Below are 23,330 nucleotides of genomic sequence, written 5' to 3' on the forward strand. Positions count from 1 at the left end.
CGATGCACCCGACCTCGACCTCCCGGGCTGGCGCGCGCGCCGCGCCCGCCCTCCCCGCCCTCCCCGCCCTCCCCGCGCTCGTCCTCGGCGCCGCGCTCGCGGCCTGCGGCGGCGGCGGTGGAGGCGGCGGCGGCGCGACCCCGCCCCCGCCCCCGCCGACCGGCGGCGGAAACACCGTCCTCGGCGCGGTCACCGACGCCGCCAGCGGCGCGCGCCTCGCCGGCGTGACCGTCGCCGCCGGCGGCCGCATCGCGGTCACCGACGCGGCCGGCGAGTTCACCTTGGCCGGCCTCGCCGCAGGCGACGTGCGGCTCACGTTCACCCGGCCCGGCTACGCGCCGAGCTACGCCGGCGCGCGCTCCGGCGACCGCTCCGAGGCGGTGCTCGCCACGCTGAAGCGCGAGGGCGCGCGGCAGCCGTACGATCCGTCCACCGCCCGGACGTTCTCCGAGGTGACCGAGGCCGGCCCGTACGCGGTGATCCTCCCGGCCGGCAGCCTCGACACCGACGCCACCGAGCTGGAGGTGACCATCACGCCGGTCGATCCCAGCAAGGAGACCGCGGTGCTCCCCGGCGAGCTGGTGGCCGGGAGCGCCGGCGGCACGGTGCTCGCGCCGGTGACCTTCGCCGAGTTCAGCATCTACGAGCCTTCCGGCCGCCGCGTGAACCTGAAGCCCTCGGCGAGCGCGGTGGTCGAGCTGCCCATCCCGCCGGCCCTGCGTCCCCGCTACCCGCTGGGGACGGTGATCCACTGCTACTCCTACGATCCGGCCACCGGCGCCTGGGAGGACTTCGTGGAGGGCACGGTGGCGGTCTCCACGGTGGACGGCGAGACGCCGGTGCTGCGCGCCTCCATCCGCCACTTCTCCTGGTACGGGGCCGCGCCGGAGGGGAACGAGTGCGCCGACCTGTACGGGCGGGTGGTGTCGGCGGTGGACGGGCGGCCGCTCCCCAACGCGCGCGTCGAGGCGTTCCCCGGGACGACGGCGTACACCGACGCGAACGGGAACTTCCAGGTGGTGGCGCTCCGCGACGGCGCCTCGAGCGTGGTCGCCTACCAGACCGGGTTCGACCTCGACGGCTCGCTCACCGGCATGCCGGGCGCGAAGTACATCGAGTTCGGCAAGGTGGACGACCTGCCGCTCACCGGGCTGGTGGCGCGCTCCTGCTCCGGGGGCGCCTCGCTCGCCGGCGCGGCCGGCGAGATGCAGGCCGCCGCCGCCGGCGTCGGCACGCCCGCCGATCCGCTGGTGGTGCGGGTGGGCCTGCTGAGCAAGGTCGCCTACGAGGTCGTCGCGTGGGTGGACGCGAACGGCGCCGCGGCGCTGGTGAGCGAGGGGCTGCCCGGGCCGGACGGCGAGCTCGTGGACCCGCTGCCGACCGACGGCGCGGTGATCACCGTGACCGGCCCGGACGGCGCGCACGTGCTCCCGCTGGCGGCGGCGCAGACCGGCGTGTACGCCGCGTCCTTCGCCGCGCAGCCGGGCCGGCGCTACGGCATCGCGGTGGACGCGAACGGCGACGGCGCGGTGGACGGCACCGGGTTCACCTACCTCGTGGGCGAGCCGACGTTCACGTCGCCGACCGAGGGCGCCACCGTGGACGCCGCCGGGCTGCGCGCCGCCTGGAGTGACGCCGCCGTCGAGGCCGGCACCGCCGATCCCGACTACGCGCCGCTCTACTGGGCCGCGGTCACCGCCTCCGCCGAGCCCTGGGACGGCGACTTCCACTGGGGCAGCGACCGGGCCTTCGACGTCCGCTCGCTCGCCACCGGCGAGCCGCTCGCGCCCGGCGCGTACACCGCGGCGGTGATGGCGCTGTGCGGGCCCTACGCGGCGGCCGGCCAGGACGTCGCGCTCGTGAAGAACGTCACCGGCGCGGGCATCTCGGGCGAGTTCTTCAGCTTCGCCGCGGGCGCGGAGGTGGCCTTCACCGTCCGCTGAGCGCGCCCGCGCCCCGCGGGCGGGGGGGGGCCGCCCGGCCGCGGGAAGTTCCCGTGGCGGGCCACCGCACCCGCACGCGCGGAACGTTCGGGCGGGGGCTTGCTGGCACGCCCGCGGGGCATCAGGGTGGAGACAGGCCGGCTCCTCCCCTCCCATGCCGGCCCCGAGGCGCCCGGCGGACGGTCTCCCCGCCGGGCGTCTCCTTTCGTTCACCTCGCGACCGGGACGCGCCCGCCCACGTCGAGCGGCACCGGCAGGCCGCCCAGGTCGGCGGTGCCGCGCATCCCCACGTCCACCGGCGCCCCGCGCATCAGCTCGCTGGCGGCCCGGCCGGCGCGGACCAGGTCCACCTTGAGCGGGATCGTGAGGACCGTGCTGCCCTGCGCGGGGACCGCGGCCAAGGCGCGCCCGTCGATCCGCCCGACCTGGCTGCCGGCCAGCGAGACCGCCGAGTCGAGCGTGCCGGAGGGGATGGCGAACGCGTTCGGGTTCTTCACCCGCAGCTTCACGTCGAGCGCGAGGTCGGAGAGCGACACCGAGCGGACCGACAGCCCCTCCAGCGTGAAGGGGAGGCGCGGCAGCTTCAGGCTGTCCTCGTGGGAGATGGGCAGGTCCACCACGCCCACCGGCGTGGAGACCCCGACCGTGCCGCCCAGCTTGTAGCGGATGGACTCCTGCTGGCGCCCGAGCAGCGACACGATGCCCGGCACGTCCTTGAAGCGCACCCGCACCGGGAACGTGACCGGCGCCTTGCCCGCGGCCGGGATCTTCAGGCCGCCCGGCATGTCGCCGGCGGCGATGCGCGTCCCCTCCACCTCGACGCCGTAGCCGAGGCGCGCCAGCGTGAGGCCGAAGCCGTTCGGGTTCTCGAGGTCGAACAGGAAGCCGAGCGTGGCGCCCTCGAGATCGAGCGACTGCAGCGTGGCCGAGCGGAAGGTGAGCTTCGGCTTCTCGAAGGCCGAGGCGGCGAGCTGGTTGAGGGCGGCGCAGCCGGAGAGCGCCACGATCGAGGTGAGGGCGAGGAGCCGGAGGGATCGCATGGGGTGGTTGTACCGCGGCCGCGGGACGCGGGCGCGCCCGAGCCGCCTCCCACCTCACCCGCGCAGGGCACACCGGCGGGGCGGGCCGGCCGTCCACCGCCCATCCACAGGCCGTCCACAGCGTTTCCACGCTGTTTTTCCATGCGTTTTGGGCGGTTGTCCACCGAACATCGACAGTGCTCGGGTCACAGTCGGCTGGTAGGCTGCGCCGCCTGATGGCCGAATCGGATCCTGCCCGCCGCGTCGCCGAGGCCGGCGTCTCCCCCCTGCGCTCCGCGCGCGATCTCCCCCACAGCCTCGAGGCCGAGCAGGCGGTGCTGGGCGCGATCCTGGTGGAGGAGACCGCCTTCGACCAGGTGGCCGCGCTGCTCCGGGCCGGCGACTTCTACCTGCTCGCGCACCAGCACGTGTACGGCGCGTGCGAGGAGCTGGCCCGCGAGTCGAAGACGCTCGATCCCATCCTGGTCCAGCAGCGGCTCGACGCGAAGGGGCTGCTCGGCTCGGCGGTGCCGCACGAGCTCCCGCTCACGCTGGCGCGCGCCATCGGCACCGCGTCCAACGTGGGCCACTACGCGCGCACCGTGCAGGACCTGGCCCGGCTGCGGGTGATGATGCTCACCGCGCAGCGGCTGGTGGAGCGCGGGTACGAGGCCGGGGCGAACGTCCAGCACTTCCTGGACGCCGCGCAGCAGGAGGTGTTCGGCGCGGCCCAGGGCACCAGCGTCGACACGCTGAAGAAGATCTCCGAGCCGGTGCTGCGCGCCCTCGAGAACCTCGAGGCGGTGCAGAAGCGGGTGCAGGCCGGCCTGTCGCCCATCACCGGCGTGCCCACCGGCATCCAGACGCTCGACCGGAACACGCTCGGGCTGCAGCCCGGCACGCTGACCGTGCTCGCCGCCCGCCCCTCGGTCGGCAAGACGGCGTTCGCGCTGAACATCGCCACCCACGCCGCCACCAAGGCGCAGCGCAAGGTGGCGTTCTTCTCGCTCGAGATGCCCTCCGACCAGCTCGCGCTCCGCATGCTCGCGTCCGAGGGCAAGCTCGACTGGCGCAAGCTCTCGCAGGGCCAGCTCTCCCGGCACGACTGGGACAAGCTCGCCACCCAGGCCGACCGCATCGGCGCCGCCAACCTGTGGCTCGACGACAACTTCGTGCTGACGCCCGTGGAGCTGCGCTCGAAGTGCCGCAAGCTGAAGCGCGAGAACGGCGGGCTCGATCTCGTGATGATCGACTACCTGCAGCTCATGCACGCGCCCAGCGACCGGTCCAACCAGTCGCGCGAGCAGGAGATCGCCACCATCAGCCGCTCGCTCAAGTCGCTGGCCAAGGAGCTCGAGTGCCCCATCGTGGCGCTCTCGCAGCTCAACCGCAGCGTCGAGAAGCGCAAGGGCGAGCCCCCCATGCTGTCCGACCTCCGCGAGTCCGGCGCCATCGAGCAGGACGCCGACATCGTGATGTTCCTGCACCGCGCCGAGGAGGACAACAAGGACGTCCAGCAGGGCACCGCCAGCGGCGACACGCTCCCCGTGCAGCTCATCGTGGCGAAGCAGCGCCAGGGCCCCACCTGCACCATCGACCTGGTGTTCTTCAAGAGCACGACGTACTTCGCCGAGATGGACCGCCGGCCCCAGCAGTAGGCGCGCGCCCGTCAGCGCCTGTCAGCCCCCGACCGCGGGCGGAACCTCGTCGAACGAGATCGGTCCCCGAGCCGCTCGGGGTGAGCCCGTCGAGCCACGCCGCCAGCCCGTGCGGAGCAGCCACGTGCGCGGCGCCGCCGTGACCCGCCGCGCGCCGTCCGGCACCCCAGGTCCGCCGCCGCGCCACCCGTCGAACCACCGCCCAGAGGAGAACCGGTCCAAGCTCCCGCGCCCGACCGGCTTCCCCAGGCGAGCGAGGTGGCTGCGGTGGTTGAGCAGCACGTAGGCGAGCGCGTTGCGGACCTCGGACGGCGTGCCCAGCACGCGGGCGTGGTAGCGGTCCGCGAAGACCTTCCCGCGCCGCCCCATCATCCGGTTCAGCCCTTTCGCGAGGCGGATACACAGCCCCTGCATCCCCGACGAGAGCGCCCGCTGCCCGTCCGCCTCGACGAGGAGGTGGAGGTGGTTGCCCTCGAGCGCGAAGTGGACCACGCGGAAGGTGGCGCAGGCCGCCGCCGCGGCCTCGAGCGCCGCCTCGACGACGCGGAGGGAGCGCTGGCTGCGCAGGTTCCAGACGTGCGGGAGCACGCGCAAGGTGACGTGCGCCGGCGTGGCGGCGGTGACCGCGGGCCGCCCGTGGTGCGAGACCCCGGCCCGCGCGCCCTTCGGCTTTCGCCCCGCGCCCGCCCGCCGGCCGCCGTGGGTGCGAGGAGGAGGAAGCCGGAACCGGAGCTGACGCGAGCCGCGCATGATTGGGCAGATATTAACGCAGCGTGACGCCGAGATCCACTGACCGTGTGGGCCGCAAGCGAGCGTTCCGCGCAGCGCCCCGCGCCCGCACGCCACCCCTCGGCGGCCCAGGCTCGCTCCCGCGCCCAGCTCGCGGTTCGAGGCTTTTCGCTCGTGACTCGCTGCGCCTTCGGGGCCGCGTGAGGGTCGAGCAGCCACCCCTGTCAGCGATGTCCCGAGACGACTTCAGTCAGTGATGAGCTGGTACTGCACCAGGCTTCGAGGGTGCGGCGGCGGTCGGGGGCCGGGCCCCCGTGACCGGAACCCGGGCCGGTGGGATCGGCTTGCGAGAGGCCCGCGAGTGGGGCGCGGGGCGCAGGGGTGAGGGCTCCGCTTGCGCGGACCTCAGCTGAGTTCACCGTGACTCGAACCCCTACGCGCGACCGTCAGCGATGTCTTGACTGGCTCCCGCGCGCCCGCCCCCGCGCCCCCGCCCCACCCACGAGCCTCTCGCGAGCCGATCCCCGCAGCCGCGGTTCCGGTAGCGCGGTCCCGCCCCCGACCGCCCTCGCCCCCTCAAAGCCCGAGCAACGCCCGCCCCACCCGCCGCCACCACCGTCGCCTGCCCCACTCCACGACGCGACCGGCGTCACCCCCCGGTTCATCGCACCCCGCGTCCAGCTCGCGGCTCGACGAGCTCACCGCGAGCGGCGAGTCTTCCCCGCGCCGCGCCCCACACCCTCAACCCCCGACGCCCCGCGCCGCGCCCCCTCAGCGCACCCGATCCAGGTACCGCTCCACCACCCGCTTCCCGCCGCGCACCGCCTCCTCCAGCGACGCGCCTCCCGCGAGCAGCCCCGCGATCGCCGACGCGAGCCGGCACCCCGTGCCGCGCGCGGTCCCGGCCCGCCGCCGCCCGGTGAACCGCGTCACGCGCCGCCCCTCCACCAGCAGGTCCACCGGCGCGCCCGCGCGGTGCCCGCCCTTCACCAGCACCGCGCGCGCGGGGAGCATCCGCGCCGCGCGGACCGCCGCCTCGTCGTCCGCGACCTCGAGGCCGGTGAGCGCCGCGAGCTCGGGCAGGTTGGGCGTGGCGAGCCGCGCGCGCGCGAGCAGCGGCGCCAGTGCCTCGCCGGGCGAGGCCTCGCCCGCGTCGAGGAGCGGGGCGCCGGAGGAGGCGAGCAGCACCGGATCCACCACCAGCGGCACGCGCGCAAGCGGCGGCTCCCCGAGCCGCGCCGCCAGCGCCCGGGCCAGCCCGGCGGTCCCGAGCATGCCGGTCTTCACCGCGCGCGGCCGCTCGCGCCCCTCCAGCAGCGCGTCGATCTGCAGCCGCAGGAACGCCTCCGTGGTCGGCGCCACGCCGCGCGCGCCGCGCGGGCCCTGCGCGGTGAGCGCGGTCGCGACCGCCCAGCCGCGCGCCCGGACGGCGGCGAGCGCCTCCAGGTCGGCGGCCAGGCCCGCCCCGCCCGACGGGTCGAGGCCGGCCACCACCAGGACCCGCGGGATCACCGGCGCAGGCTCCGCGCCGCGTCCACCAGGCCCCGGTAGATGGCGGCGTGGCGCGGGTCGTCCCGCGTCGCCTCCGGGTGCCACTGCACGCCGAGCGCGAACGGCAGGTCGGGGAGCTCGATGGCCTCCACCACGCCGTCGGGCGCGCGCGCCGAGACGAGCACGCCCGGCCCGGGCTCGCGCACCGCCTGGTGGTGCGTCGAGTTCACCATGAGCGGACCGGCCCCGGAGAGCGCGGCGAGCTGCGTGCCGGGCGCGATGGTCACCTCGTGGGAGGGGACGTCCTTCGGCGCGGGCTGCTCGTGCCCGTGGAGTCCGGCCTCGCCGGGCAGGTCCTGCCAGAGCGTGCCGCCCCGCACCACGTCGAGGAGCTGCATGCCGCCGCACACGCCCAGCACCGGCAGGCGCGCGGCGAGCGCGGCCTCGAGCAGGTCCTTCTCGAAGCGGGTGCGCTCGGGGCGCGACGGGCCGCAGCCCGGGCGCCGCGCCTCGCCGTACAGCTCCGGCGGCAGGTCGAAGTCGCCGCCGCTCACCACCAGCCCGTCGAGGAGCGAGAGGTACGCGCCGGCCACGTCCACCGCGTGCGGCAGGAGGATGGGCAGCCCGCCCGCGTCCAGCACCGCCTCCACGTAGCCGCGCGGCAGCTCGTAGCGGCGGCCCGACGCGTCGGCGTCGAGCGTGATCCCGATCCGCGGCCGCGGGCTCACGGGTTCGCACCCCGCGCGGCGCGCCCCGCCTCGAAGGCGGCCTGCATGCGCGCCGCGGCGGCCTCGGGATCGGCCGCGCCCACCACCGCCTCGATCACCGCCGCGCAGGCCGCGCCGGCCCGCGCCACCGCGGCGACGTCGTCGAGCCCGATGCCGCCGATCGCCACCACCGGCGCGGGGAGCGCGCGCGCCACCTCGGCGAGCGCCGCCAGCCCGCGCGGCGGCACCGGCAGCGCCTTGGAGCGCGAGGCGAAGATGGGCCCGTAGCCCACGTGATCGGCCCCCTCGGCGAGCGCGGCCCGGGCCTCCTCCAGCGTCCGGGTGGTGCGGCCCACCAGCAGGTCGGGGCCGACCAGCCGCCGCGCTTCCGCGACCGGCAGGTCGTCGTCCCCGAGGTGGACGCCGTCGGCGCCGCCGAGAAGCGCCAGGTCGGCGCGGTCATTGACGAGCACGAGCGCCCGGCCCGCGGCGAGCGCCACGATGCGGCGGGTGGCCTCGAGCACCGCGCCGGCGGGCGCGTCCTTCATCCGCACCTGGACGGCGCCGGCCCCTCCGCCGATCGCGGCACGCGCCTGCGCCACCGGATCCGCACCCCCCACGATGACGTAGAGCCCGCCGAGCCGCGCGCGCCGCCCGGCGCTCACAGAGGCCTCGGAAACCGGCATGGCGACAGCGGTAACACGCGCTTGACGCAGCCGCAAGGCGGGGCCTATTTTCCGGCCTCCGCCCAGACAGCAAGGAAGTGACATGGCCGACCCGTTCGAGAACAAGCTCGTCGACAAGCGCGTGGTGCAGCGTTACCTGCGCAAGGGCAAGGTCGACGAGAAGGAGTACGAGAAGTTCACGAAGGCGCTCCCCGACCTCGCCGACCAGGCGATGCCGATCGAGGCGTCGATGAGCGGCGCCGAGGAGCCGGACGATCTCGACGACGAGCCGGAGGAGGACGTCGGAGGTGGTGAGGTCCCGCCGCAGCAGCAGCCGTAGCGCCGCGCGCGGCGCCGGGCGCGCGCTCGTGCTCGCCGCGGCGCTGGCCGCCGGGCTGGCGCCGCCGCCCGCCGCCGCCCGGCCCCCCGCCGCGCTCCCCCGCGCCGACGAGCGCCCCTCCGCGAACCGCCGCACCCCGGTGGTGATCGCCGTGGAGAAGGTGCGCGGCGCGGTGGTGAACGTCTCCGCCGAGGAGCTGGTCCGGATCCGCGTCCCCTCGCAGCCGCGCGGCGGCTCGATGGGCGACCTGCTGTTCGGCGACCTGTTCGAGCGGCCGCGCTACCGCAAGGGCTACGCGACCACCTCGCTCGGCTCGGGCGTGATCGTCTCGTCCGACGGCTACGTGCTCACCAACAACCACGTGGTGGAGCGCGGCGCCCGCTTCCGGGTGGGCCTGCTCGACGGCCGCGAGCTCATGGCCAAGGTGGTGGGCACCGATCCGTCGTCGGACCTCGCGGTGCTGAAGCTCGACACCCGCGAGAAGCTCCCCTACGTCACCACCGGCCGCTCCGACGACCTGCTCATCGGCGAGACGGTGATCGCCATCGGCAACCCGTTCGGCCTCGCCCACACCGTCACCACCGGCGTGGTCTCGGCGGTGCACCGCAACTTCAAGGCCGGCGACCGGATGATGTTCGACTTCATCCAGACCGACGCCTCCATCAACCCCGGCAACTCCGGCGGGCCGCTGCTCGACATCGACGGGCGGCTGGTGGGCGTGAACACCGCCATCCTGGGCGACCGCAGCGCCGGCATCGGCTTCGCGATCCCCATCGACCGGGCCCGCCGCATCGCCGAGGACCTCATCGCCCACGGCGAGGTGCGCGAGGGCTACCTCGGCATCTCGGTGGACGACCTGCCGCGGAAGGACGGCTCGGTGGACGGGGGCTCGGGCGGCGTGCGCGTCACCGGGGTGGACCCGGGGTCGCCCGGCGAGCGCGCCGGCGTGCGGACCGGCGACCTGGTCGAGGCGGTGGACGGGACGCCGCCGGGCAGCGCCGCGGAGCTCCTGTTCCGGCTGCGCGACCTCCCCATCGGCCGCGCCGCGCGGCTCGACCTCTCGCGGCGCGGCGCGCGCGTGCAGGCCACCGTCACCGCCGTCGAGCTGACCCCGCAGCGCGCCGCCGAGCTGGTGCAGCAGCGCGTGGGCCTGCGCGTCTCGGAGGAGCGCGTCTCCGGCGGCACGCTGGTGGTGGTGCGCAGCGTGGCCGGCCGCTCGCCCGCCGCCCAGGCCGGGTTGCAGCCGGGCGACCTCGTCCGCGAGGTGAACTCCGCGGAGGTCTCGTCGGTGGCCGGCTTCCAGCGCGCCGCCGCCCGGGCCCGCCGGGGCGGGCGGCTCGTGCTGCTCGTCCAGCGCGGCTACGCCTCCGAGCGCATCGCCTTCGACTTCGACTAGATCGCCCGGAGGATCGACCATGGCCGACGAGAAGCAGCCCGCGCCCATCGACTTCTACACGTTCGTGCTGTCGCTCGGCTCCTCGGCGTTCGTGCACCTCGGCGACGCGCCGCACCCGGAGACCGGCGAGCTCGCGGAGGCGAACCTGCTGCTCGCGAAGCAGACCATCGACATCCTGTCGATGCTGGCCGAGAAGACGAAGGGCAACCTCACCGACGAGGAGGCCCGCTTCCTCGAGAACCTCCTCACCGACCTGCGCCTGCGCTACGTGGCGAAGTCGAGCGCGCGGTAGGCGCGCGTCCCTCGACTCCGCGTCCCTCGACTCCGCGCGGCCTGCAGGCCGCGCTACGCTCGGGATGAGCGGCCTTCCTCTTCCCGCTCACCCTGAGCGTAGGCGGGCCGCAGGCCCGCCGGAGTCGAAGGGTCACCCTGAGCGTTGGCGGCCCCAGGCCCGCCGGCGTCGAAGGGTCACCCTGAGCATAGGCGGCCCCAGGCCCGCCGGAGTCGAAGGGTCACCCTGGAGCGTGGCCGGAGCCCGCCGTCGAAGGGCGCTACAGCCCCGCCTGCAGCATCGCCTCGGTGAGCCGGCGGATCAGCTCGCGGCGCAGCACGCGGCGGGTGCGCGAGAGCGCGTCGGGGTCGCGGCGCGCGCGGAGCGAGACCTGGCGGCGCGCCACCTCCACCACCCAGGCGATGCGGCGCGGGTCGAGGCGCGGCGTGCGCGAGCCCGCGGCGAGGAAGAACCCGAGGCCGCGCTCCTCGAGCACGGCGTGCAGCGCGCGGCGCGCGCGAGAGACGAGCGTGAGGTCGACGACGTTCGGCACGTCAGCGATCTAGGATCGATCTCGCGATCGATCCAATTTTCGCTCCAGGCGCTCAAAACTGGATCTTCGCCGCGAGGATGGATCCGAGGGCGCGCGCCCGGCGCGCGATATCGGGCTCCCACGGCAGCAGCGCGAGCGGTTCACGGTGGGTCAATCGCGCGATCTCGGCCGCGTTGAGCGGCACCGAGGGATCGTCCTCCGGCCCGGTGCGGTTGAGCACGATCCCGGCGACGGCGAGGCCGCGCCGCTCCAGCGCCTCGACGGTGAGCGCGGTGTGGTTCACGGTCCCGAGCCCGGCGCGCGCCACCACCAGCACCGGCAGCCCGAGCGCCGCGGCCAGGTCGGCGTGGGTCTCGCGCGCGGTGAGCGGCACGAGCAGCCCGCCCGCCCCCTCCACCACCACCGCCGCGTGGCGCGCCGCGAGCGCGCGCGCCGCGTCCACCACCCGCGCCAGCGACACCTCGCGCCCCTCCAGCCGCGCCGCGGCCGCGGGTGCGAGCGGGGCCGCGAAGGTGTACGGGCAGATCGCCTCGAGCGGCTCGACGCCGCCCGACGCCTCGCGGAGCCGCTCCGCGTCGGACGGCTCGCCCGGCACGTGGCCCGACTGCGCCGGCTTCATGCCCACCGCGTCCACGCCGGCGGCGCGCGCGGCGCGGACGAGCGCGCAGGCCACCTCGGTCTTGCCCACCCCGGTGTCGGTGCCGGTGACGAACAGCCCGCGCACTAGAGCCTCGCGGTGGCCGCCTCGATGGCGGCGAGCGTGATCCCGGCCAGCCGCGTGAGCTCGGCCTCGGTCATGGCGAGCGGCGGCATGAGCACCACCACGTTCCCGAGCGGCCGGAGGATGGCGCCGAGCTTGCGCGCCTCGAGGATCACCCGGTGCCCGGCCTGCAGCTCGTACGCGTACTCCTCCTTCGTGCCCCGGTCGCGCACCAGCTCGATCCCGACCATCAGCCCGCGCTGGCGCACCTCGCCCACGTGCGCGAGCCGCGCGGCCGGCGCGAGCGCGCGGGCGAGCGCCGCCGCCTTCCCCGGCACCGCCGCGCCCACCCCGCGCTCGCGGAACAGCGTCATCGAGGCGGTCGCGGCGGCGCAGGCGAGCGGGTTGCCGGCGTAGGTGTGGCCGTGGAAGAAGGTCCGCTTCTCGGCGTGCTCGCCCAGGAACGACTCGAACACGTGCTCGGTGGTGACGGTGGCGGCGAGCGGCAGGTAGCCGCCGGTGAGCCCCTTCGCCATGGTGAGGAGGTCCGGGCGCACGCCCTCCTGCTCCACCGCGAACGTCGTCCCGGTGCGGCCCCAGCCGGTCGCGACCTCGTCGCAGACCAGCAGCGCGCCGTGGCGGTCGCAGAGCTCGCGCATGCGGCGCAGGTAGCCGGGCGGCTGGGTGATCATCCCGTCCGCGCCCTGCACGAGCGGCTCCATGACGAGCGCGGCGACCTTCCCCTCGCGCGCCTCGAGGATCCGCTCCACCTCGTCGGCGCAGGCCATCCCGCACCCCGGCAGCGCCTTCCCGAGCGGGCAGCGGTAGCAGTAGGGCTGCGGCGCGTGGTGCACCTCGAACAGCAGCGGCTTGAAGATGCGGTGGAACAGGTCGATGCCGCCCACCGAGACCGAGCCGATGGTGTCGCCGTGGTAGCCGCCGTGCAGCGCCACGAACTCGGTGCGGCGCTCGTCGCCGCGGAGCTGGTGGTGCTGGAACGCCATCTTGATGGCGATCTCCACCGCGGTGGCGCCCGCGTCGGAGAAGAACACGCGCGTCAGGCCGGGCGGCAGGTGGCGGACCAGCTCCTCGGCGCACTCGATGGACGCGGTGGAGGCGAGGCCGAGCAGGGTCGAGTGCGCCACGCGGTCGAGCTGCGCGCGCACCGCGGCGTCGAGCTCCGGGACCCGGTGGCCGTGCACGTTGCACCAGAGCGACGACACGCCGTCGAGGTAGCGGTTCCCGAGCGTGTCCACGAGGTAGACGCCCTCGGCCGCGTCCACGATGAGCGGCTCCTCGCGGAGCCAGTCCTTCATCTGCGTGAACGGGTGCCAGAGGTGCCGGTGGTCCGCCTCCCACAGCCGGCGGTGCCGCTCCAGGCGTTCGCGGTCGTCCATGGGCCGCGACCCTAGCGCACCGGCCCGGCGGCGTCACGGCCGCCCGGCCGCGGCCGGCGCGGGAGGCCGGCGGCCCTGCAGGCGCGCGCCGAGCGCCCGCTCCACCGGCCGCCAGAGCGCGTCGGTCCAGGCGTCGTAGCCGGCCGCCGACGGGTGGAAGCCGTCGGCGGCGAACACCGCGCCGGCGCCGAGCCGCTTCACCGTCCGTCGCGTCTCGCCGAACGCGTCCGCCACCAGGAACCCGTGCCGCTCCGCCACCCGCTCGATGGCGGCGTTGTACTGGTCGAGCCGGCGCGCCAGCGCCGCGGGCGCGCCGTTCGCGGACGGCGAGTCGCCCAGGTCGGGCAGGCTGGAGATCACCACCACCGCGCGCGTGTGCCGGAGGAAGTCCGCCACCACCTCGAGGTCGCGCGCGAAGTCGCGGAACGGCCGCCCCTGCACGAGGTCGTTGATCCCGATGCCCACGGTGACGAGGCCGGGGCTCGCGTCGAGCGCGCGCGGGAGCTGGTCGCGGCGCAGGTCGGCCACGGTCGCGCCGGGGACGCCCAGGTTCACGAGCTTCACCGCGAGTCCCGCCCCCTCGAGCCGGCGGGCGAGGCGCGGCGGGTAGCCGCCGCCGGGGCCGCCGCCCTGCCCGGCGGCGGTGGAGTCGCCGAGCGCCACGTAGACGAGCGGCGCCGGCGCGGCGCGGGCGCCGCCGGCGGCGAGGAGGGCGCTCGCCGCGGTGAGGACGGCGAGCGCGACCGCCGGGCGCACGAGGCGCCCGGCGCGGACGGGGGTCGGCGGGGTCACGCGGTGAAGGTAGCCACCGCGGGCCGGCGCGGGAGCGGGGGAGCGCCCGGCCGCCCGCTCGGGTTCGCCCCCCGGGGGCGGCTACTTCTTCGGCTGCGCCGGCTTCGCGGGCGCGGCCTTGGCCGGCGCCTTCGCGCCACCCGCGGGCGGCTTCACGTCCTTCGCGAGCTTCTGCATGACCTGCGGCAGCTTCGGCTCGATCCGCTGCTGCGTCTCGATCGCCACCTTCTCCTGCACCTCGGGCATGGCCTTCAGCGTCTTCTGCCCGAGCGGCGACTTGTAGAACGCGAGCAGATCCTTCAGCTCGGCCTCGCCGTACGCGGCCGAGAGCTGGCGGGCGTGGATGTTCACGAGCTCCTCGTACGGGAGCAGCGCCTCGATCTCGGTGCGCGCCTTCGCCTGGAAGTCCTTCGGCATGCTCAGCTCGGAGCCGGGGTGGCCGCGGAACTGGCCGACGACGGACTGGGTGAGCCCGTCCATCCCGCGCTTCCACGTCTCCTGCGTGGCGAGCGTGCGCGCCAGGTCCATCGCGGCGGGCGACGGCTTCGCGGCGGGGGCCGCGGGGGCGGCGGGCGTGGCGGCGGGCTTGGACGGCGCCGGCGCCGGGTCGGCGGCGCGGGCGGCCTGGACGAGCCCGAGGGACAGGAGGGCGGCGGCGAGGATGGGGCGGGTCTGGGGCATGCGGGACCCTACCACATCCGGGACGCCGCGTGAGAGCGCCGCTGGCGAGGGCGCCCTCCCCTATCGCGGGCCGCGCCCGGGCCCGGGGCCGCCGCGCGCGCCGGGCCTGGACCGCCCGCCGCCGCGCCGCGCCGGGCGCATCCCCGGGCCGAGCCGCTCGCCCGGCTTCAGCCGGCCGATCTTCCGGAGCGCCTTCTCGATGAGCGGCCGGTTGGCCGGGTCGCCCCAGCGGAGGAGCGCCTTCTGCATGCGCTTCTCCTCCATGTCCCGGGTCACGTGCACCGGCTTGCCGGTCATCGGGTGGTAGCCCGACCAGAAGATGTCCGAGGCGAGCGTCATGGGCGTGGGCATGAAGTCCTGCACCTGCTGCGGCTTCCAGCGGTTCGCCTGCAGGTACTCCATGAGGTCCGCCGCCTCCTCCAGCGACGCGCCCGGGTGCGAGGAGATGAAGTACGGGACGAGGTACTGCTCCTTGCCGGCCTTCTTCGTGTAGCGCTCGAAGTCCTTGCGGAAGCGCTCGAACGACTCGACGCCGGGCTTCTTCATCACCTTCAGCACCGGCTCGCAGACGTGCTCGGGCGCGACCTTGAGCTGGCCGGACACGTGGTTCGCGACGAGCGCCTCGAGGTAGCGGGCGCCGTTCTTCTCGTCGGCCTGGGCGAGGTCGTAGCGGACGCCCGAGCCGACGAAGACGTGCTTCACCCCGGGCACCTTCCGCGCCTTCTCGTACAGGTCCACGAGCGGACCGTGGTCCACCGAGAAGAACTGGCAGACGCTCGGGTAGACGCAGCTCGCGCGGCGGCAGGCGGCGTGCGCCTCCTCGCTGGTGCACTCCATCCGCCACATGTTGGCGGTGGCGCCGCCCACGTCGGTGATGGTGCCGCGGAAGCTCTCCTTGTTCGCGAGCGTCGCGATCTCGCGCAGCACGCTCGCCTCGGAGCGGCTGGCGATGTCGCGCCCCTGGTGCTCGGTGATGCAGCAGAACGCGCAGCCGGCCGCGCAGCCCCGCAGGATCTGGACCGACCAGCGGATCTGCTCGAGCGCCGGGATGTGCGCGCCGCCGTAGGCCGGGTGCGCCTCGCGCACGTAGGGGAGCTCGGCGATCCGGTCGAGCTCCTCGGTCGAGGGCGGCCGCATGGGCGGGTTCACCACCACGTGGCGCAGCGCCCGGCCGCGGCCGTGGCGCTGCACCAGGATGCGCGCGTTCGCCTCGTTGTGCTCGAGGTGGTAGAGCCGGCTGAACTCGGCGAAGCGGCGCTTGTCGAGGACGATCTCGTCGAAGGCCGGCAGCTCCAGCACCTTGCGGTCGCGCCCCTCCAGCATCGCCAGGGCGAGGTCCGGCACGGCGAGCGCGGTGCCGGGCACGTCGGTGAGGCCGCAGATGTCCTCGCCGGAGGCGAGGCGGCGGGCGATCTCCAGGATGGGCTTCTCGCCCTGGCCGTAGACGAGCAGGTCGGCGCCGGAGGGGACCAGCACCGAGGGCAGGACGCGGTCGTCCCAGTAGTCGTAGTGGGCGATGCGGCGGAGCGACGCCTCGATGCCGCCGAGCACGATGGGCGTGGTGGGCCCGAACGCCTCGCGCGCCAGCCGCGCGTACACGGTGGTGGCGCGGTCCGGCCGCCTGCCCGCGGCGCCGTCGGGCGTGTACGCGTCGTCGGAGCGCCGCCGCTTGTGGGCGGTGTAGTGGTTCACCATCGAGTCCATCGCACCCGAGGTGATCCCCACGAACAGCCGCGGACGGCCCAGCCGCAGGAGATCGGCGGTCGAGCGCCAGTCCGGCTGCGCCACGACGCCCACCTTGTAGCCGGCCGCCTCCAGGACGCGCCCGATCACCGCCGCGCCGAAGCTCGGGTGATCGACGTACGCGTCGCCGCTCACCAGGAGCACGTCCAGCTCGGCCCAGCCGCGCGCCCGCAGGTGCTCCGGGGACATGGGCAGGAAGGCCTCCGGGCCGGGCGGCGCGGGGCGGCGGGCGCGGTCGCCCTGGAGCACGGGAAGTCGGGCCATCGGCGCACATAGATGGCCGCCGGGCCTCGGGAAAGCAAGCGGCCCTCGCCTTTGAGCGGACGGGGAGCGGAGGTATCATCCGGCCCTCCGGAGCGCCGGCCCCCTCGCCCACCGGCGGTACACCGCACATGCCCGATCCGCGCAGCGCACTGAAGGAGTTCCGCCAGCTCGACCGGAAGCGCCTCTCCGAGGGGCTGACCGCGGAGGAGGAGCGGCGGCACGCCGAGCTGCGCGAGCTGGTCGAGCCCGAGCTGCAGGCGTCGGCCGGCTCCGGCTTCGACGTGGGCGCCGCGGCCGAGCGGCTGCGCGCCTCGCTCGAGCCGGCCGGGCTCCGCCGCGCGCCGGCCGAGGCGCCGCCCGAGCCGCCCGCTGCCGGGGCCGGGCCGGAGCCGCTCTTCGAGGACGCGGCCCCCGACGCCGGGCTGGCGGACGCGTTCGAGGGTCAGCCGTTCGAGGCGCTGGAGGTGCCCGCGCCCGAGGCGCCGGCGTGGGACGCCGCCGAGCAGCCCGCCGCACCCGAGGCCGCGGAGGGCTGGGATCCGAACGCGCAGCCGTACGATCCCAACGCCGCGCAGGCCTGGGATCCGAACGCCCAGCCCTACGATCCCAACGCCGCGCAGGCCTGGGATCCGAACGCGCAGCCGTACGATCCCAACGCCGCGCAGGCCTGGGACCCCAACGCCCAGCCGTACGATCCCAACGCCGCGCAGGCCTGGGATCCCAACGCCCAGCCGTACGACCCGAACGCCGCGCAGGCCTGGGATCCCAACGCGCAGCCCTACGATCCGAACGCCGCGCAGGCCTGGGATCCCAGCGCGCAGCCCTACGATCCGAACGCCGCGCAGGCCTGGGATCCCAGCGCCCAGCCCTACGATCCGAACGCCGCGCAGGCCTGGGATCCGAACGCGCAGCCCTACGATCCGAACGCCGCGCAGGCCTGGGATCCGAACGCCCAGCCCTACGACCCGAGCGCCGCGCAGGCCTGGGATCCGAACGCCCAGCCCTACGACCCGAACGCCGCGCAGGCCTGGGATCCGAACGCCGGCCAGCCGGCGTGGAACCCGGACGCCACCGCCACCTTCGGCGCCCCCGAGCCGCAGCCGTCCGGGGAGGCGCCGCCGGCCGACGCCGCCCCCGCATACGAGGCGTGGACCACGCCGGCCGACGAGCCGGAGACGGTGGACCTCGCCACCGAGGCGGTGATCGAGGAGCTGGAGCCGCTCTCCGCGGACGGGATGGCGCTCGAGGGGGATCCCTCCGCCGAGCCGCCGGCGCCGCTCGCCGGCGGCGACGCCGCCGCGCTGCCGCCCGACGGCTGGGAGGTGACCGCCCCGCCGCCCGCCGCGCCCGAGGGTGCGGTGCTGGGCGAGTACGACGAGGCCAGCGCCGCCCCGGCGGCGCTCTCGCCGGCGGACCTCGGCGCCGAGCCGGCCCCGGAGCCGCTCCCGCCCGGCGCCCCGCCCGAGCTGGGCGAGTACGACGACACGAGCGGCTTCGCCGCGCCGCTGGAAGAGGGCGCGCTCGAGCTCGCGGACGCCGGCACGGAGCCGGCGGCGGACGCGGGCTGGGCCGAGGAGGTGGCGCTCGACCAGGGCTTCGAGCTCGAGTCGGGCGGCTCGTTCGACGCCGCCGAGGAGGCCACCGTGCCCGAGTGGGCGCGGGAGGCCGAGCTGCCGCCCTGGGACGCGCCGCCCGCGGACGCCGGCGACGCCGGGAGCCTGGACGTCGCCGGCGACCTCGAGGCGCCGGTGGAGCCCGCCGCCGAGCCGCTCGCGAGCGTCGACGCGCTGGCCGGGCTGGCCGAGGCGGGCGGGGACGGCGAGCCGATCGCGCTCGAGCCGACGCTCGACCTGGGCGCGCCGGTCGAGCCCACGCTCGAGCTGGCCGAGCTGGAGACGCCGGCGGCCGGCGCGGCCGGGATCGCGTCCGGCGAGGATCCGTTCGCGCTCCGCGAGCCGGAGCCGGAGCCGGCCGGCACCCGCGACCTGTCGGCGCTCGACTTCGCCGCCGGCGAGCTGGGCGAGGACGCCGACGCGTGGGCGGCGGCGGAGACGCCGCCGGAGGCGCCCGGGCCATTCACGATGGGTGACGTCGGCGGGCAGGCGGAGCCGCTCGCCGAGCCGGAGGCGGAGCTCCCGGCGTGGGACGCCGGCGCGGCGCCCGCGCTCGAGCTGGAGCCGTCCCGGTGGGACGCGGACACGGCCGCCGCCGAGCCCGCCGCCGAGCCCGGCGTCGGGGACGCCGCGATCGCGGCCGCCGAGCCCTCGGCGCTCCTCGCCGAGGCCGCCGAGGCGCTGCCGCCGCTCGAGCTGGACGGGCCGGCCGCGCCGGCGCCGGTCGCCGTGACGGAGGCCGCGCCGGACGCCGCGGCGTCGCTGGCCGCGTCGGCCGGCGCGGTGCGCGAGCCCGGCGCCGAGCCGCCGCCCGCCATCGACGACCTGCTCGGCGAGGTCGAGGCCGCTGCGCCGGAGGCCGGCGCCGAGCCCGCCGGGCTGGCCGACGTCGCCGAGGTCGCCGAGCTGGCCGCGGCGCCGGCGCCGGACGCCGACGACCTGCCCACGCTCGACGGCGAGGACATCCTCGAGGAGATCCCGGCCGACGAGCTGGTGGCCCTGGCGCCCGACGAGGTCGGCGGCGACGTCGAGCCCGGCGCGCCGTCGCTCGCCGAGGCGGGCGCGGAGCCGGTGCCCGAGCCCGAGCCGGTTCCCGAGCCGCTGCCCGAGCCGACGCCGGAGGCCGAGGCCGCCGGCGTGCCCGAGCCGGCGGCGGCCGCCGCGATCCCCGCCCCCGATCTCGAGCCGCTGCCGGTCGAGGAGGTCTCCTTCACGCCGCCCCCGGTGGTCGAGGCGACGCCCGCGCCGCCCGGCGCGTGGGAGGTGCCCGGCGCGCACCGGGTGGTGATCCACACGCTGGAGGGGCTGGTGAAGCGCGGCGTGATCGAGGACCCGACGCTGGACGCGCCCGCGCTCGACCTCGTCGCGCAGGGGCCGCTCCCGGAGCGGATCCCCACCGACAAGGTGAAGGCGATCTTCTTCATGCTGGCGCCGGGCGAGGCCGCGCCGGCGGCGGAGGGGAAGCGCGTGCGCGTCACCTTCCGCGACGGCCGGCAGGTGGCCGGGTTCAGCCCCGACTACCGCGAGGACGGGCCCGGGTTCTTCATGATCCCGGCGGACACGCGCACCAGCACGGCGCGGATCTGGATCTACCGCTCGGCGGTGCGGCAGGTGGCGGTGAGCTGAAGGTCCGGCCGGCTCAGTTCATCCAGCGGGGCGGCTCGTCCTTGCCGTTCTTGCGGATCACCTTGAGGTGCTTGGAGCGGCGGCGGAACTCGCGCTCCGCCCACCACTCGCGCGCCTGCAGCTTCCAGCGCCGCGTGGGCAGCCGGCCGCCGCGCGACAGCGCGAAGCCCAGGCCGAGCGCCGCGAAGTGCGGCACGAACGCGCCCAGCCCCGGGAGGCCGCCGCCGGCCAGGCCGTACAGCACCGTCCCGAACACAACCAGCAGCGCCAGCGTCTTGCCGGTGAGCGGGAGCACGCCCCAGATGCTCACCTGGCGGTCCGGGTACAGCATCGCCCACATGAGCAGGAGCGCGTTCACCACCGGCCACATGCCGAGGTGCGGCCGGTCGGCCGGGAACCAGAGCCGCGCCGCCACCACGGTCACCGCGGTGGCGCCGGCGGCGAGGCCGAGGAAGGTGCCGACCAGGCGCCGCTCGCTCCAGGTGAACGCGAGCTGCTGGCCGATCGAGTAGAGCATGAACCCGCCGAACAGCAGCGTGAGCGGGTCGTTCTGCACGAAGGCCCAGGAGACGAGCCGCCACACCTGCCCGCGCAGCACCAGGCCCGGCACCAGCGCGGCCCAGGTCTGGTCGCGCGTCACCCAGGAGCCGACGGTCGCGACCAGGATGAGGACGAGCAGCAGCCCCAGCCCGGAGGGGATGCGGCCGCCGAAGGTGAACGCGCTGCCGAGGTCGGGGCTCCGTCTGCTGCGCACGCGGTCCTAGCCCTTCTTCCTCTCCCGGTAGAAGAGGGTGATGGTGAGGCAGTGGAACTCCTTGTCCGAGCTCTGCCGGACCTCGTGGCTCACCACCTCGAGCTCGGGGTTGCCGGCGAGCCAGCGCGTGATCTGCTCGCCCATGGCGTCGCGATCGCGCGCCAGCGTCGTCGAGAAGACCTTCACGCCGGTGAAGCTCGTCATCGTCGCCCCTCCTCGCCGCGGACCCTCGGGGACCCTATCGTCCCCTCCCGGCGGGGGCAAGAACGCGGTCGCTACAGCGGCTCCAGGATCACCGCGACCCCCTGGCCGCCGCCGATGCAGGCCGCGCCGAGGCCGGCCCGGGCGCCCCGGCGCCGCAGCTCGTACAGCAGGTGCATGGTGATCCGGGCCCCGCTCGCGGCGAGCGGGTGCCCGAGCGCGATGGCGCCGCCGTCCACGTTGGTGCGGTCGCGCGGCAGGCCCAGCTCCTGCTCGACCGCCAGGTACTGCGGCGCGAACGCCTCGTTAACCTCGAACAGATCGAGGTCGGACAGGGTGGCGCCGGCGCGGGCGAGCGCGTTGCGGACCGCCGGCACCGGGCCGATGCCCATCACGGTGGGGTCCACGCCGGCGTGGCCCCAGTTCACCAGCCGTCCCAGCGGCCGCAGCCCACGGCGCTCCGCGTAGGCGCGCGAGGCCACCACCAGCATGCCGGCGCCGTCGGCGATGCCGCTCGCCGCGCCGGCGTGGATGACGCCGTCGGCCTTGAACACCTTGGGGAGCTTGCGCAGCCCCTCGGGCGTGGTGCCGGGGCGCGGGTGCTCGTCCTTCTCGAACCGGACCGGCCCCTTGCGCGTCTGGAGCTCCACCGGCGCCAGCTCCTCGCGGAAGCGCCCGGCCTCGTCGGCGGCGGCCCAGCGCCGCTGCGAGGCGACCGCGAACTCGTCCACCGCCGCCTGGCCGATGCCGTGCAGCTCGGCCAGCTTCTCGGCGGTGAGCGCCATGGGCATGCCGGCGTAGGTGTCGGTGAGCGCCGACCAGAGCATGTCCTCGAGCGGCGGGGTCTTGCCGAAGGCGTGGCCGAAGCGCGTGCCGCGCAGCACGAGCGGCGCCTGGCTCATCGACTCGGTGCCGCCGGCCAGCACCAGCTCCGCCTCGCCGGTCTGGACGAGCCGCGCCGCCTCGATGACCGCCTCGAAGCCGGAGCCGCACAGCCGGTTCACCGTGAGCGCGGGGACGCCCTCGGGGAGGCCGGCGCGGAGCCCCACGTGGCGCGCCAGGTAGATGGCGTCCGGCGACGTCTGGGCCACGTTCCCGACCACCACGTGGCCGTAGTCCGCGGGCGGCGCCCCGGCCTGCGCCATCGCCGCCTTCGCGGCGTGGACCGCGAGGTCGGTCGCGCTGAGGTCCTTCAGGGCGCCGCCGAACGTCCCGAAGGGCGTCCGCTTCGCGGCGAGGAACACCACGTCCTGCTGGCCGGCCCGGTTCATCACGCCTCCTGGTGCTCACCTCGAGATAAGCGCGCCCGCCAGGCCTTTCACGGCCACCACCAGGATGGCCAGCGCCAGCGCCACGTTCAGGGCCGGCACGAGCGCGCCCACCCGGTCGCCGGCGCGGCCGCGGAGCGCGGCCCAGGCGCGCGGGGCGTGGCGGGCGAGCATGTAGACCGCGAACAGCGCCGCGACCGACTGGAAGACGAGCATCCGCCGATGCTAGACGCAGGCGCCCGCCGTGAACAGCGCGCCGGCGCGCCGCGCCCGCCCGGGCCAGGGCCCGGGCCGCCCTAGGCCGCAGGGGCGGCGTCCGCCGCGGGCTTCTTGCCGAGGATCCGCGCCAGCACGATGCCCACCTCGTAGAAGACGATCATGGGCACGGCCATGAGCGCGAGGTTGAGCGGGTCGCCGGTGGGCGTGATGATCGCGGCCGCGATCACGTTCACGATGATGGCGATGCGCCGGTACTTCGCGAGCGTGCGCCAGTTCACCAGGCCGATCATCGACAGGAACGCGATGACCACCGGGACCTCGAACACCACCCCGAAGCCGAGCAGCATGGCGAGGACGAGCGAGAGCTGCTCGGAGAGGGAGAGCATCGGCGAGAGCGTGTCGCTCTCGGCGAACGCCAGCATGGCCGGGAAGGCCTGCGGCATCACCAGCTCGAAGCAGAACAGCGCGCCCAGGTAGAAGAGCAGCGTCCCCCAGAACAGGAACGGGAAGACGACCTTCTTCTCGCGCTTGTACAGGCCGGGGGCGATGAAGAGCCACAGCTGCCACAGCACCCAGGGGGCCGCGACGAAGACGCCGCCGTACATGGCCACCTTGATGTAGACCATCATCGGCTCGATCGCGCTCGTGTACACGAGCTGCTGGCGGCCGGCCGGGAGCGCGTCGCGCACCGGCTTCATGAGGTGGTCCACGATCTGCGGCACGAACCCGCCGACCAGGCCCATCCCCACGGCGATGCCGAGCATCGCGCGCACCATGCGGACGCGCAGGTCGCGCAGGTGATCGAGGAAGGAGAGCTTCACCTCGCCCTCGGGCTCGGGCGACGGCGGCGGCGGCAGCTGCGGGACGGTTTCGCTCATGCGGGCCTACGCGGCGGTGCCGCCGGTGCCGGACGGCTCGGGCGACGATGACGGGGCCGGCGCCGCGGGCGCGGCGGGCGTTTCGGGCGCGGCGGCGGGCGCGGCCGGCTCGGCGTCCACCAGCGCCGCCTCGAGGCCCGGGACGTTCTCGGCGGTGGCGGCGGGCGGCGGACCGGACGGGCCGGGGACCGGACGGTTCGGGACGGGCGGCACCAGCGAGGGGCGCGCCACCTTCCGGTCGTCCTTGTAGATCTCGGTCTCGATCTGGTCCTTCAGGTCGTCGGTGGCCTGCTTGAACTGGCGCAGGCCCTTGCCGATGGTCTTCGCCGCCTCGGGGAGGCGATCCGGCCCGAGGAGGATGAGGGCGAGGACGGCGATGATCACGATCTCGCCGAAGGACAGACCGAACATAGGGCGGTTCC

General features: G+C 75.6%; 23 protein-coding genes. 6 read left to right on the forward strand and 17 right to left on the reverse strand.

From position 1 onward, the window contains the following. The first annotated feature begins 2 nt into the window (after window positions 1–2). Window positions 3–1,943: a carboxypeptidase-like regulatory domain-containing protein gene (locus ACOQFB_RS20990; RefSeq protein WP_421609433.1), complete on the forward strand. Its 1,941-nt coding sequence runs from the start codon at window positions 3–5 to the stop codon at window positions 1,941–1,943. Window positions 1,944–2,152: 209 nt separating this feature from the next. Here ACOQFB_RS20990 and ACOQFB_RS20995 read toward each other — a convergent pair whose 3' ends face one another. Next, entirely contained in the window at window positions 2,153–2,983 is an 831-nt protein-coding gene (locus tag ACOQFB_RS20995) for an LEA type 2 family protein (protein WP_494492357.1), read from the reverse strand. A 215-nt stretch (window positions 2,984–3,198) separates the two neighbouring features. Between ACOQFB_RS20995 and dnaB the strand changes: the two genes are divergently transcribed. Further along, window positions 3,199–4,620 carry a replicative DNA helicase gene (dnaB, locus tag ACOQFB_RS21000; RefSeq protein WP_059438896.1) on the forward strand — a complete coding sequence of 474 codons (1,422 nt, stop codon included), beginning with the start codon at window positions 3,199–3,201 and terminating at the stop codon, window positions 4,618–4,620. Between the two features lie 21 nt (window positions 4,621–4,641). On the opposite strand, the gene ACOQFB_RS21005 is transcribed toward dnaB, so the two are convergent. The 4 genes from ACOQFB_RS21005 to thiE all read right to left on the reverse strand — a co-directional run bounded on the left by ACOQFB_RS21005 (window position 4,642) and on the right by thiE (window position 8,212). Continuing rightward, a complete protein-coding gene (locus tag ACOQFB_RS21005) occupies window positions 4,642–5,373 on the reverse strand; it encodes a transposase (protein ID WP_421609562.1) in 732 nt (243 codons plus the stop codon). A 747-nt stretch (window positions 5,374–6,120) separates the two neighbouring features. Then, a complete protein-coding gene (locus ACOQFB_RS21010; protein ID WP_421609434.1) occupies window positions 6,121–6,861 on the reverse strand; it encodes a hydroxymethylpyrimidine/phosphomethylpyrimidine kinase in 741 nt (246 codons plus the stop codon). Next, window positions 6,858–7,568 (reverse strand): gamma-glutamyl-gamma-aminobutyrate hydrolase family protein, encoded by a 711-nt coding sequence (locus ACOQFB_RS21015; RefSeq protein ID WP_421609435.1) that lies wholly within the window; start codon window positions 7,566–7,568, stop codon window positions 6,858–6,860. Before ACOQFB_RS21015 ends, ACOQFB_RS21010 begins: the two co-directional genes overlap by 4 nt. Continuing rightward, window positions 7,565–8,212 carry a thiamine phosphate synthase gene (gene thiE / locus ACOQFB_RS21020; RefSeq protein ID WP_494492358.1) on the reverse strand — a complete coding sequence of 216 codons (648 nt, stop codon included), beginning with the start codon at window positions 8,210–8,212 and terminating at the stop codon, window positions 7,565–7,567. The genes ACOQFB_RS21015 and thiE overlap by 4 nt, the downstream gene beginning before the upstream one ends. Before the next feature lie 103 nt (window positions 8,213–8,315). Here thiE and ACOQFB_RS21025 point away from each other — a divergent pair, with 103 nt between their 5' ends. Genes ACOQFB_RS21025 through ACOQFB_RS21035 form a run of 3 tightly spaced genes read left to right on the forward strand, consistent with a single transcriptional unit; the run spans window position 8,316 to window position 10,240 of the window. Continuing rightward, window positions 8,316–8,552 carry a hypothetical protein gene (locus ACOQFB_RS21025; RefSeq protein WP_059438891.1) on the forward strand — a complete coding sequence of 79 codons (237 nt, stop codon included), beginning with the start codon at window positions 8,316–8,318 and terminating at the stop codon, window positions 8,550–8,552. Then, window positions 8,521–9,948, forward strand: coding sequence for a trypsin-like peptidase domain-containing protein (locus ACOQFB_RS21030; RefSeq protein ID WP_421609437.1), 1,428 nt, complete (start codon window positions 8,521–8,523; stop codon window positions 9,946–9,948). Before ACOQFB_RS21025 ends, ACOQFB_RS21030 begins: the two co-directional genes overlap by 32 nt. 19 nt (window positions 9,949–9,967) lie before the next feature. Beyond that, window positions 9,968–10,240, forward strand: a complete 273-nt coding sequence (locus ACOQFB_RS21035) for a DUF1844 domain-containing protein (protein ID WP_059439387.1) — start codon at window positions 9,968–9,970, stop codon at window positions 10,238–10,240. Window positions 10,241–10,499: 259 nt separating this feature from the next. Here ACOQFB_RS21035 and ACOQFB_RS21040 read toward each other — a convergent pair whose 3' ends face one another. From ACOQFB_RS21040 to ACOQFB_RS21065, 6 genes are all read right to left on the reverse strand, one after another. Then, a complete protein-coding gene (locus ACOQFB_RS21040; RefSeq protein WP_011419132.1) occupies window positions 10,500–10,772 on the reverse strand; it encodes a hypothetical protein in 273 nt (90 codons plus the stop codon). 52 nt (window positions 10,773–10,824) lie between these two features. Then, window positions 10,825–11,496 (reverse strand): dethiobiotin synthase, encoded by a 672-nt coding sequence (gene bioD, locus ACOQFB_RS21045; RefSeq protein ID WP_421609438.1) that lies wholly within the window; start codon window positions 11,494–11,496, stop codon window positions 10,825–10,827. Next, entirely contained in the window at window positions 11,496–12,869 is a 1,374-nt protein-coding gene (gene bioA / locus ACOQFB_RS21050; RefSeq protein ID WP_059439385.1) for an adenosylmethionine--8-amino-7-oxononanoate transaminase, read from the reverse strand. Before bioA ends, bioD begins: the two co-directional genes overlap by 1 nt. A gap of 33 nt (window positions 12,870–12,902) precedes the next feature. Further along, window positions 12,903–13,661, reverse strand: coding sequence for an SGNH/GDSL hydrolase family protein (locus tag ACOQFB_RS21055; RefSeq protein WP_421609439.1), 759 nt, complete (start codon window positions 13,659–13,661; stop codon window positions 12,903–12,905). Window positions 13,662–13,742: 81 nt separating this feature from the next. Beyond that, window positions 13,743–14,342, reverse strand: a complete 600-nt coding sequence (locus ACOQFB_RS21060) for a DUF2059 domain-containing protein (protein ID WP_421609440.1) — start codon at window positions 14,340–14,342, stop codon at window positions 13,743–13,745. A gap of 60 nt (window positions 14,343–14,402) precedes the next feature. Next, entirely contained in the window at window positions 14,403–16,349 is a 1,947-nt protein-coding gene (locus tag ACOQFB_RS21065) for a YgiQ family radical SAM protein (RefSeq protein WP_059439511.1), read from the reverse strand. A gap of 128 nt (window positions 16,350–16,477) precedes the next feature. Here ACOQFB_RS21065 and ACOQFB_RS21070 point away from each other — a divergent pair, with 128 nt between their 5' ends. Then, window positions 16,478–19,588: a DUF6982 domain-containing protein gene (locus tag ACOQFB_RS21070; protein WP_421609441.1), complete on the forward strand. Its 3,111-nt coding sequence runs from the start codon at window positions 16,478–16,480 to the stop codon at window positions 19,586–19,588. 13 nt (window positions 19,589–19,601) lie between these two features. Here the strand turns inward: ACOQFB_RS21070 and ACOQFB_RS21075 are convergent, their stop codons facing one another. From ACOQFB_RS21075 to ACOQFB_RS21100, 6 genes are all read right to left on the reverse strand, one after another. Then, window positions 19,602–20,342, reverse strand: a complete 741-nt coding sequence (locus ACOQFB_RS21075; RefSeq protein WP_421609442.1) for a rhomboid family intramembrane serine protease — start codon at window positions 20,340–20,342, stop codon at window positions 19,602–19,604. 6 nt (window positions 20,343–20,348) lie between these two features. Further along, window positions 20,349–20,546 carry a hypothetical protein gene (locus ACOQFB_RS21080; RefSeq protein ID WP_059436011.1) on the reverse strand — a complete coding sequence of 66 codons (198 nt, stop codon included), beginning with the start codon at window positions 20,544–20,546 and terminating at the stop codon, window positions 20,349–20,351. Between the two features lie 71 nt (window positions 20,547–20,617). After that, the gene (locus tag ACOQFB_RS21085; RefSeq protein ID WP_421609443.1) at window positions 20,618–21,814 is read right to left on the reverse strand and encodes an acetyl-CoA C-acetyltransferase; all 1,197 of its coding nucleotides are present in this window, start codon (window positions 21,812–21,814) and stop codon (window positions 20,618–20,620) included. Window positions 21,815–21,829: 15 nt separating this feature from the next. Then, window positions 21,830–22,027 (reverse strand): hypothetical protein, encoded by a 198-nt coding sequence (locus tag ACOQFB_RS21090; RefSeq protein ID WP_059436013.1) that lies wholly within the window; start codon window positions 22,025–22,027, stop codon window positions 21,830–21,832. 80 nt (window positions 22,028–22,107) lie between these two features. Further along, a complete protein-coding gene (gene tatC / locus ACOQFB_RS21095) occupies window positions 22,108–22,908 on the reverse strand; it encodes a twin-arginine translocase subunit TatC (protein ID WP_059436014.1) in 801 nt (266 codons plus the stop codon). Between the two features lie 6 nt (window positions 22,909–22,914). Beyond that, window positions 22,915–23,319, reverse strand: a complete 405-nt coding sequence (locus ACOQFB_RS21100) for a Sec-independent protein translocase subunit TatA/TatB (protein WP_059436015.1) — start codon at window positions 23,317–23,319, stop codon at window positions 22,915–22,917. Between the last annotated feature and the right edge of the window lie 11 nt (window positions 23,320–23,330).

Source organism: Anaeromyxobacter sp. Red801, assembly GCF_049201065.2.
Classification (GTDB): domain Bacteria; phylum Myxococcota; class Myxococcia; order Myxococcales; family Anaeromyxobacteraceae; genus Anaeromyxobacter.

Excerpts from the sequence above, each read along its gene's own strand:
- tatC (WP_059436014.1), bottom strand. The coding sequence starts at position 22,908 with ATGAGCGAAACCGTCCCGCAGCTGCCGCCGCCGCCGTCGCCCGAGCCC.
- ACOQFB_RS21065 (WP_059439511.1), bottom strand. The coding sequence starts at position 16,349 with ATGGCCCGACTTCCCGTGCTCCAGGGCGACCGCGCCCGCCGCCCCGCG.
- ACOQFB_RS21080 (WP_059436011.1), bottom strand. The coding sequence starts at position 20,546 with ATGACGAGCTTCACCGGCGTGAAGGTCTTCTCGACGACGCTGGCGCGC.
- ACOQFB_RS21060 (WP_421609440.1), bottom strand. The coding sequence starts at position 14,342 with ATGCCCCAGACCCGCCCCATCCTCGCCGCCGCCCTCCTGTCCCTCGGG.
- dnaB (WP_059438896.1), top strand. The coding sequence starts at position 3,199 with ATGGCCGAATCGGATCCTGCCCGCCGCGTCGCCGAGGCCGGCGTCTCC.
- ACOQFB_RS21070 (WP_421609441.1), top strand. The coding sequence starts at position 16,478 with ATGCCCGATCCGCGCAGCGCACTGAAGGAGTTCCGCCAGCTCGACCGG.
- ACOQFB_RS20990 (WP_421609433.1), top strand. The coding sequence starts at position 3 with ATGCACCCGACCTCGACCTCCCGGGCTGGCGCGCGCGCCGCGCCCGCC.
- ACOQFB_RS20995 (WP_494492357.1), bottom strand. The coding sequence starts at position 2,983 with ATGCGATCCCTCCGGCTCCTCGCCCTCACCTCGATCGTGGCGCTCTCC.
- ACOQFB_RS21100 (WP_059436015.1), bottom strand. The coding sequence starts at position 23,319 with ATGTTCGGTCTGTCCTTCGGCGAGATCGTGATCATCGCCGTCCTCGCC.
- ACOQFB_RS21025 (WP_059438891.1), top strand. The coding sequence starts at position 8,316 with ATGGCCGACCCGTTCGAGAACAAGCTCGTCGACAAGCGCGTGGTGCAG.
- bioA (WP_059439385.1), bottom strand. The coding sequence starts at position 12,869 with ATGGACGACCGCGAACGCCTGGAGCGGCACCGCCGGCTGTGGGAGGCG.
- ACOQFB_RS21085 (WP_421609443.1), bottom strand. The coding sequence starts at position 21,814 with ATGAACCGGGCCGGCCAGCAGGACGTGGTGTTCCTCGCCGCGAAGCGG.
- ACOQFB_RS21090 (WP_059436013.1), bottom strand. The coding sequence starts at position 22,027 with ATGCTCGTCTTCCAGTCGGTCGCGGCGCTGTTCGCGGTCTACATGCTC.
- ACOQFB_RS21035 (WP_059439387.1), top strand. The coding sequence starts at position 9,968 with ATGGCCGACGAGAAGCAGCCCGCGCCCATCGACTTCTACACGTTCGTG.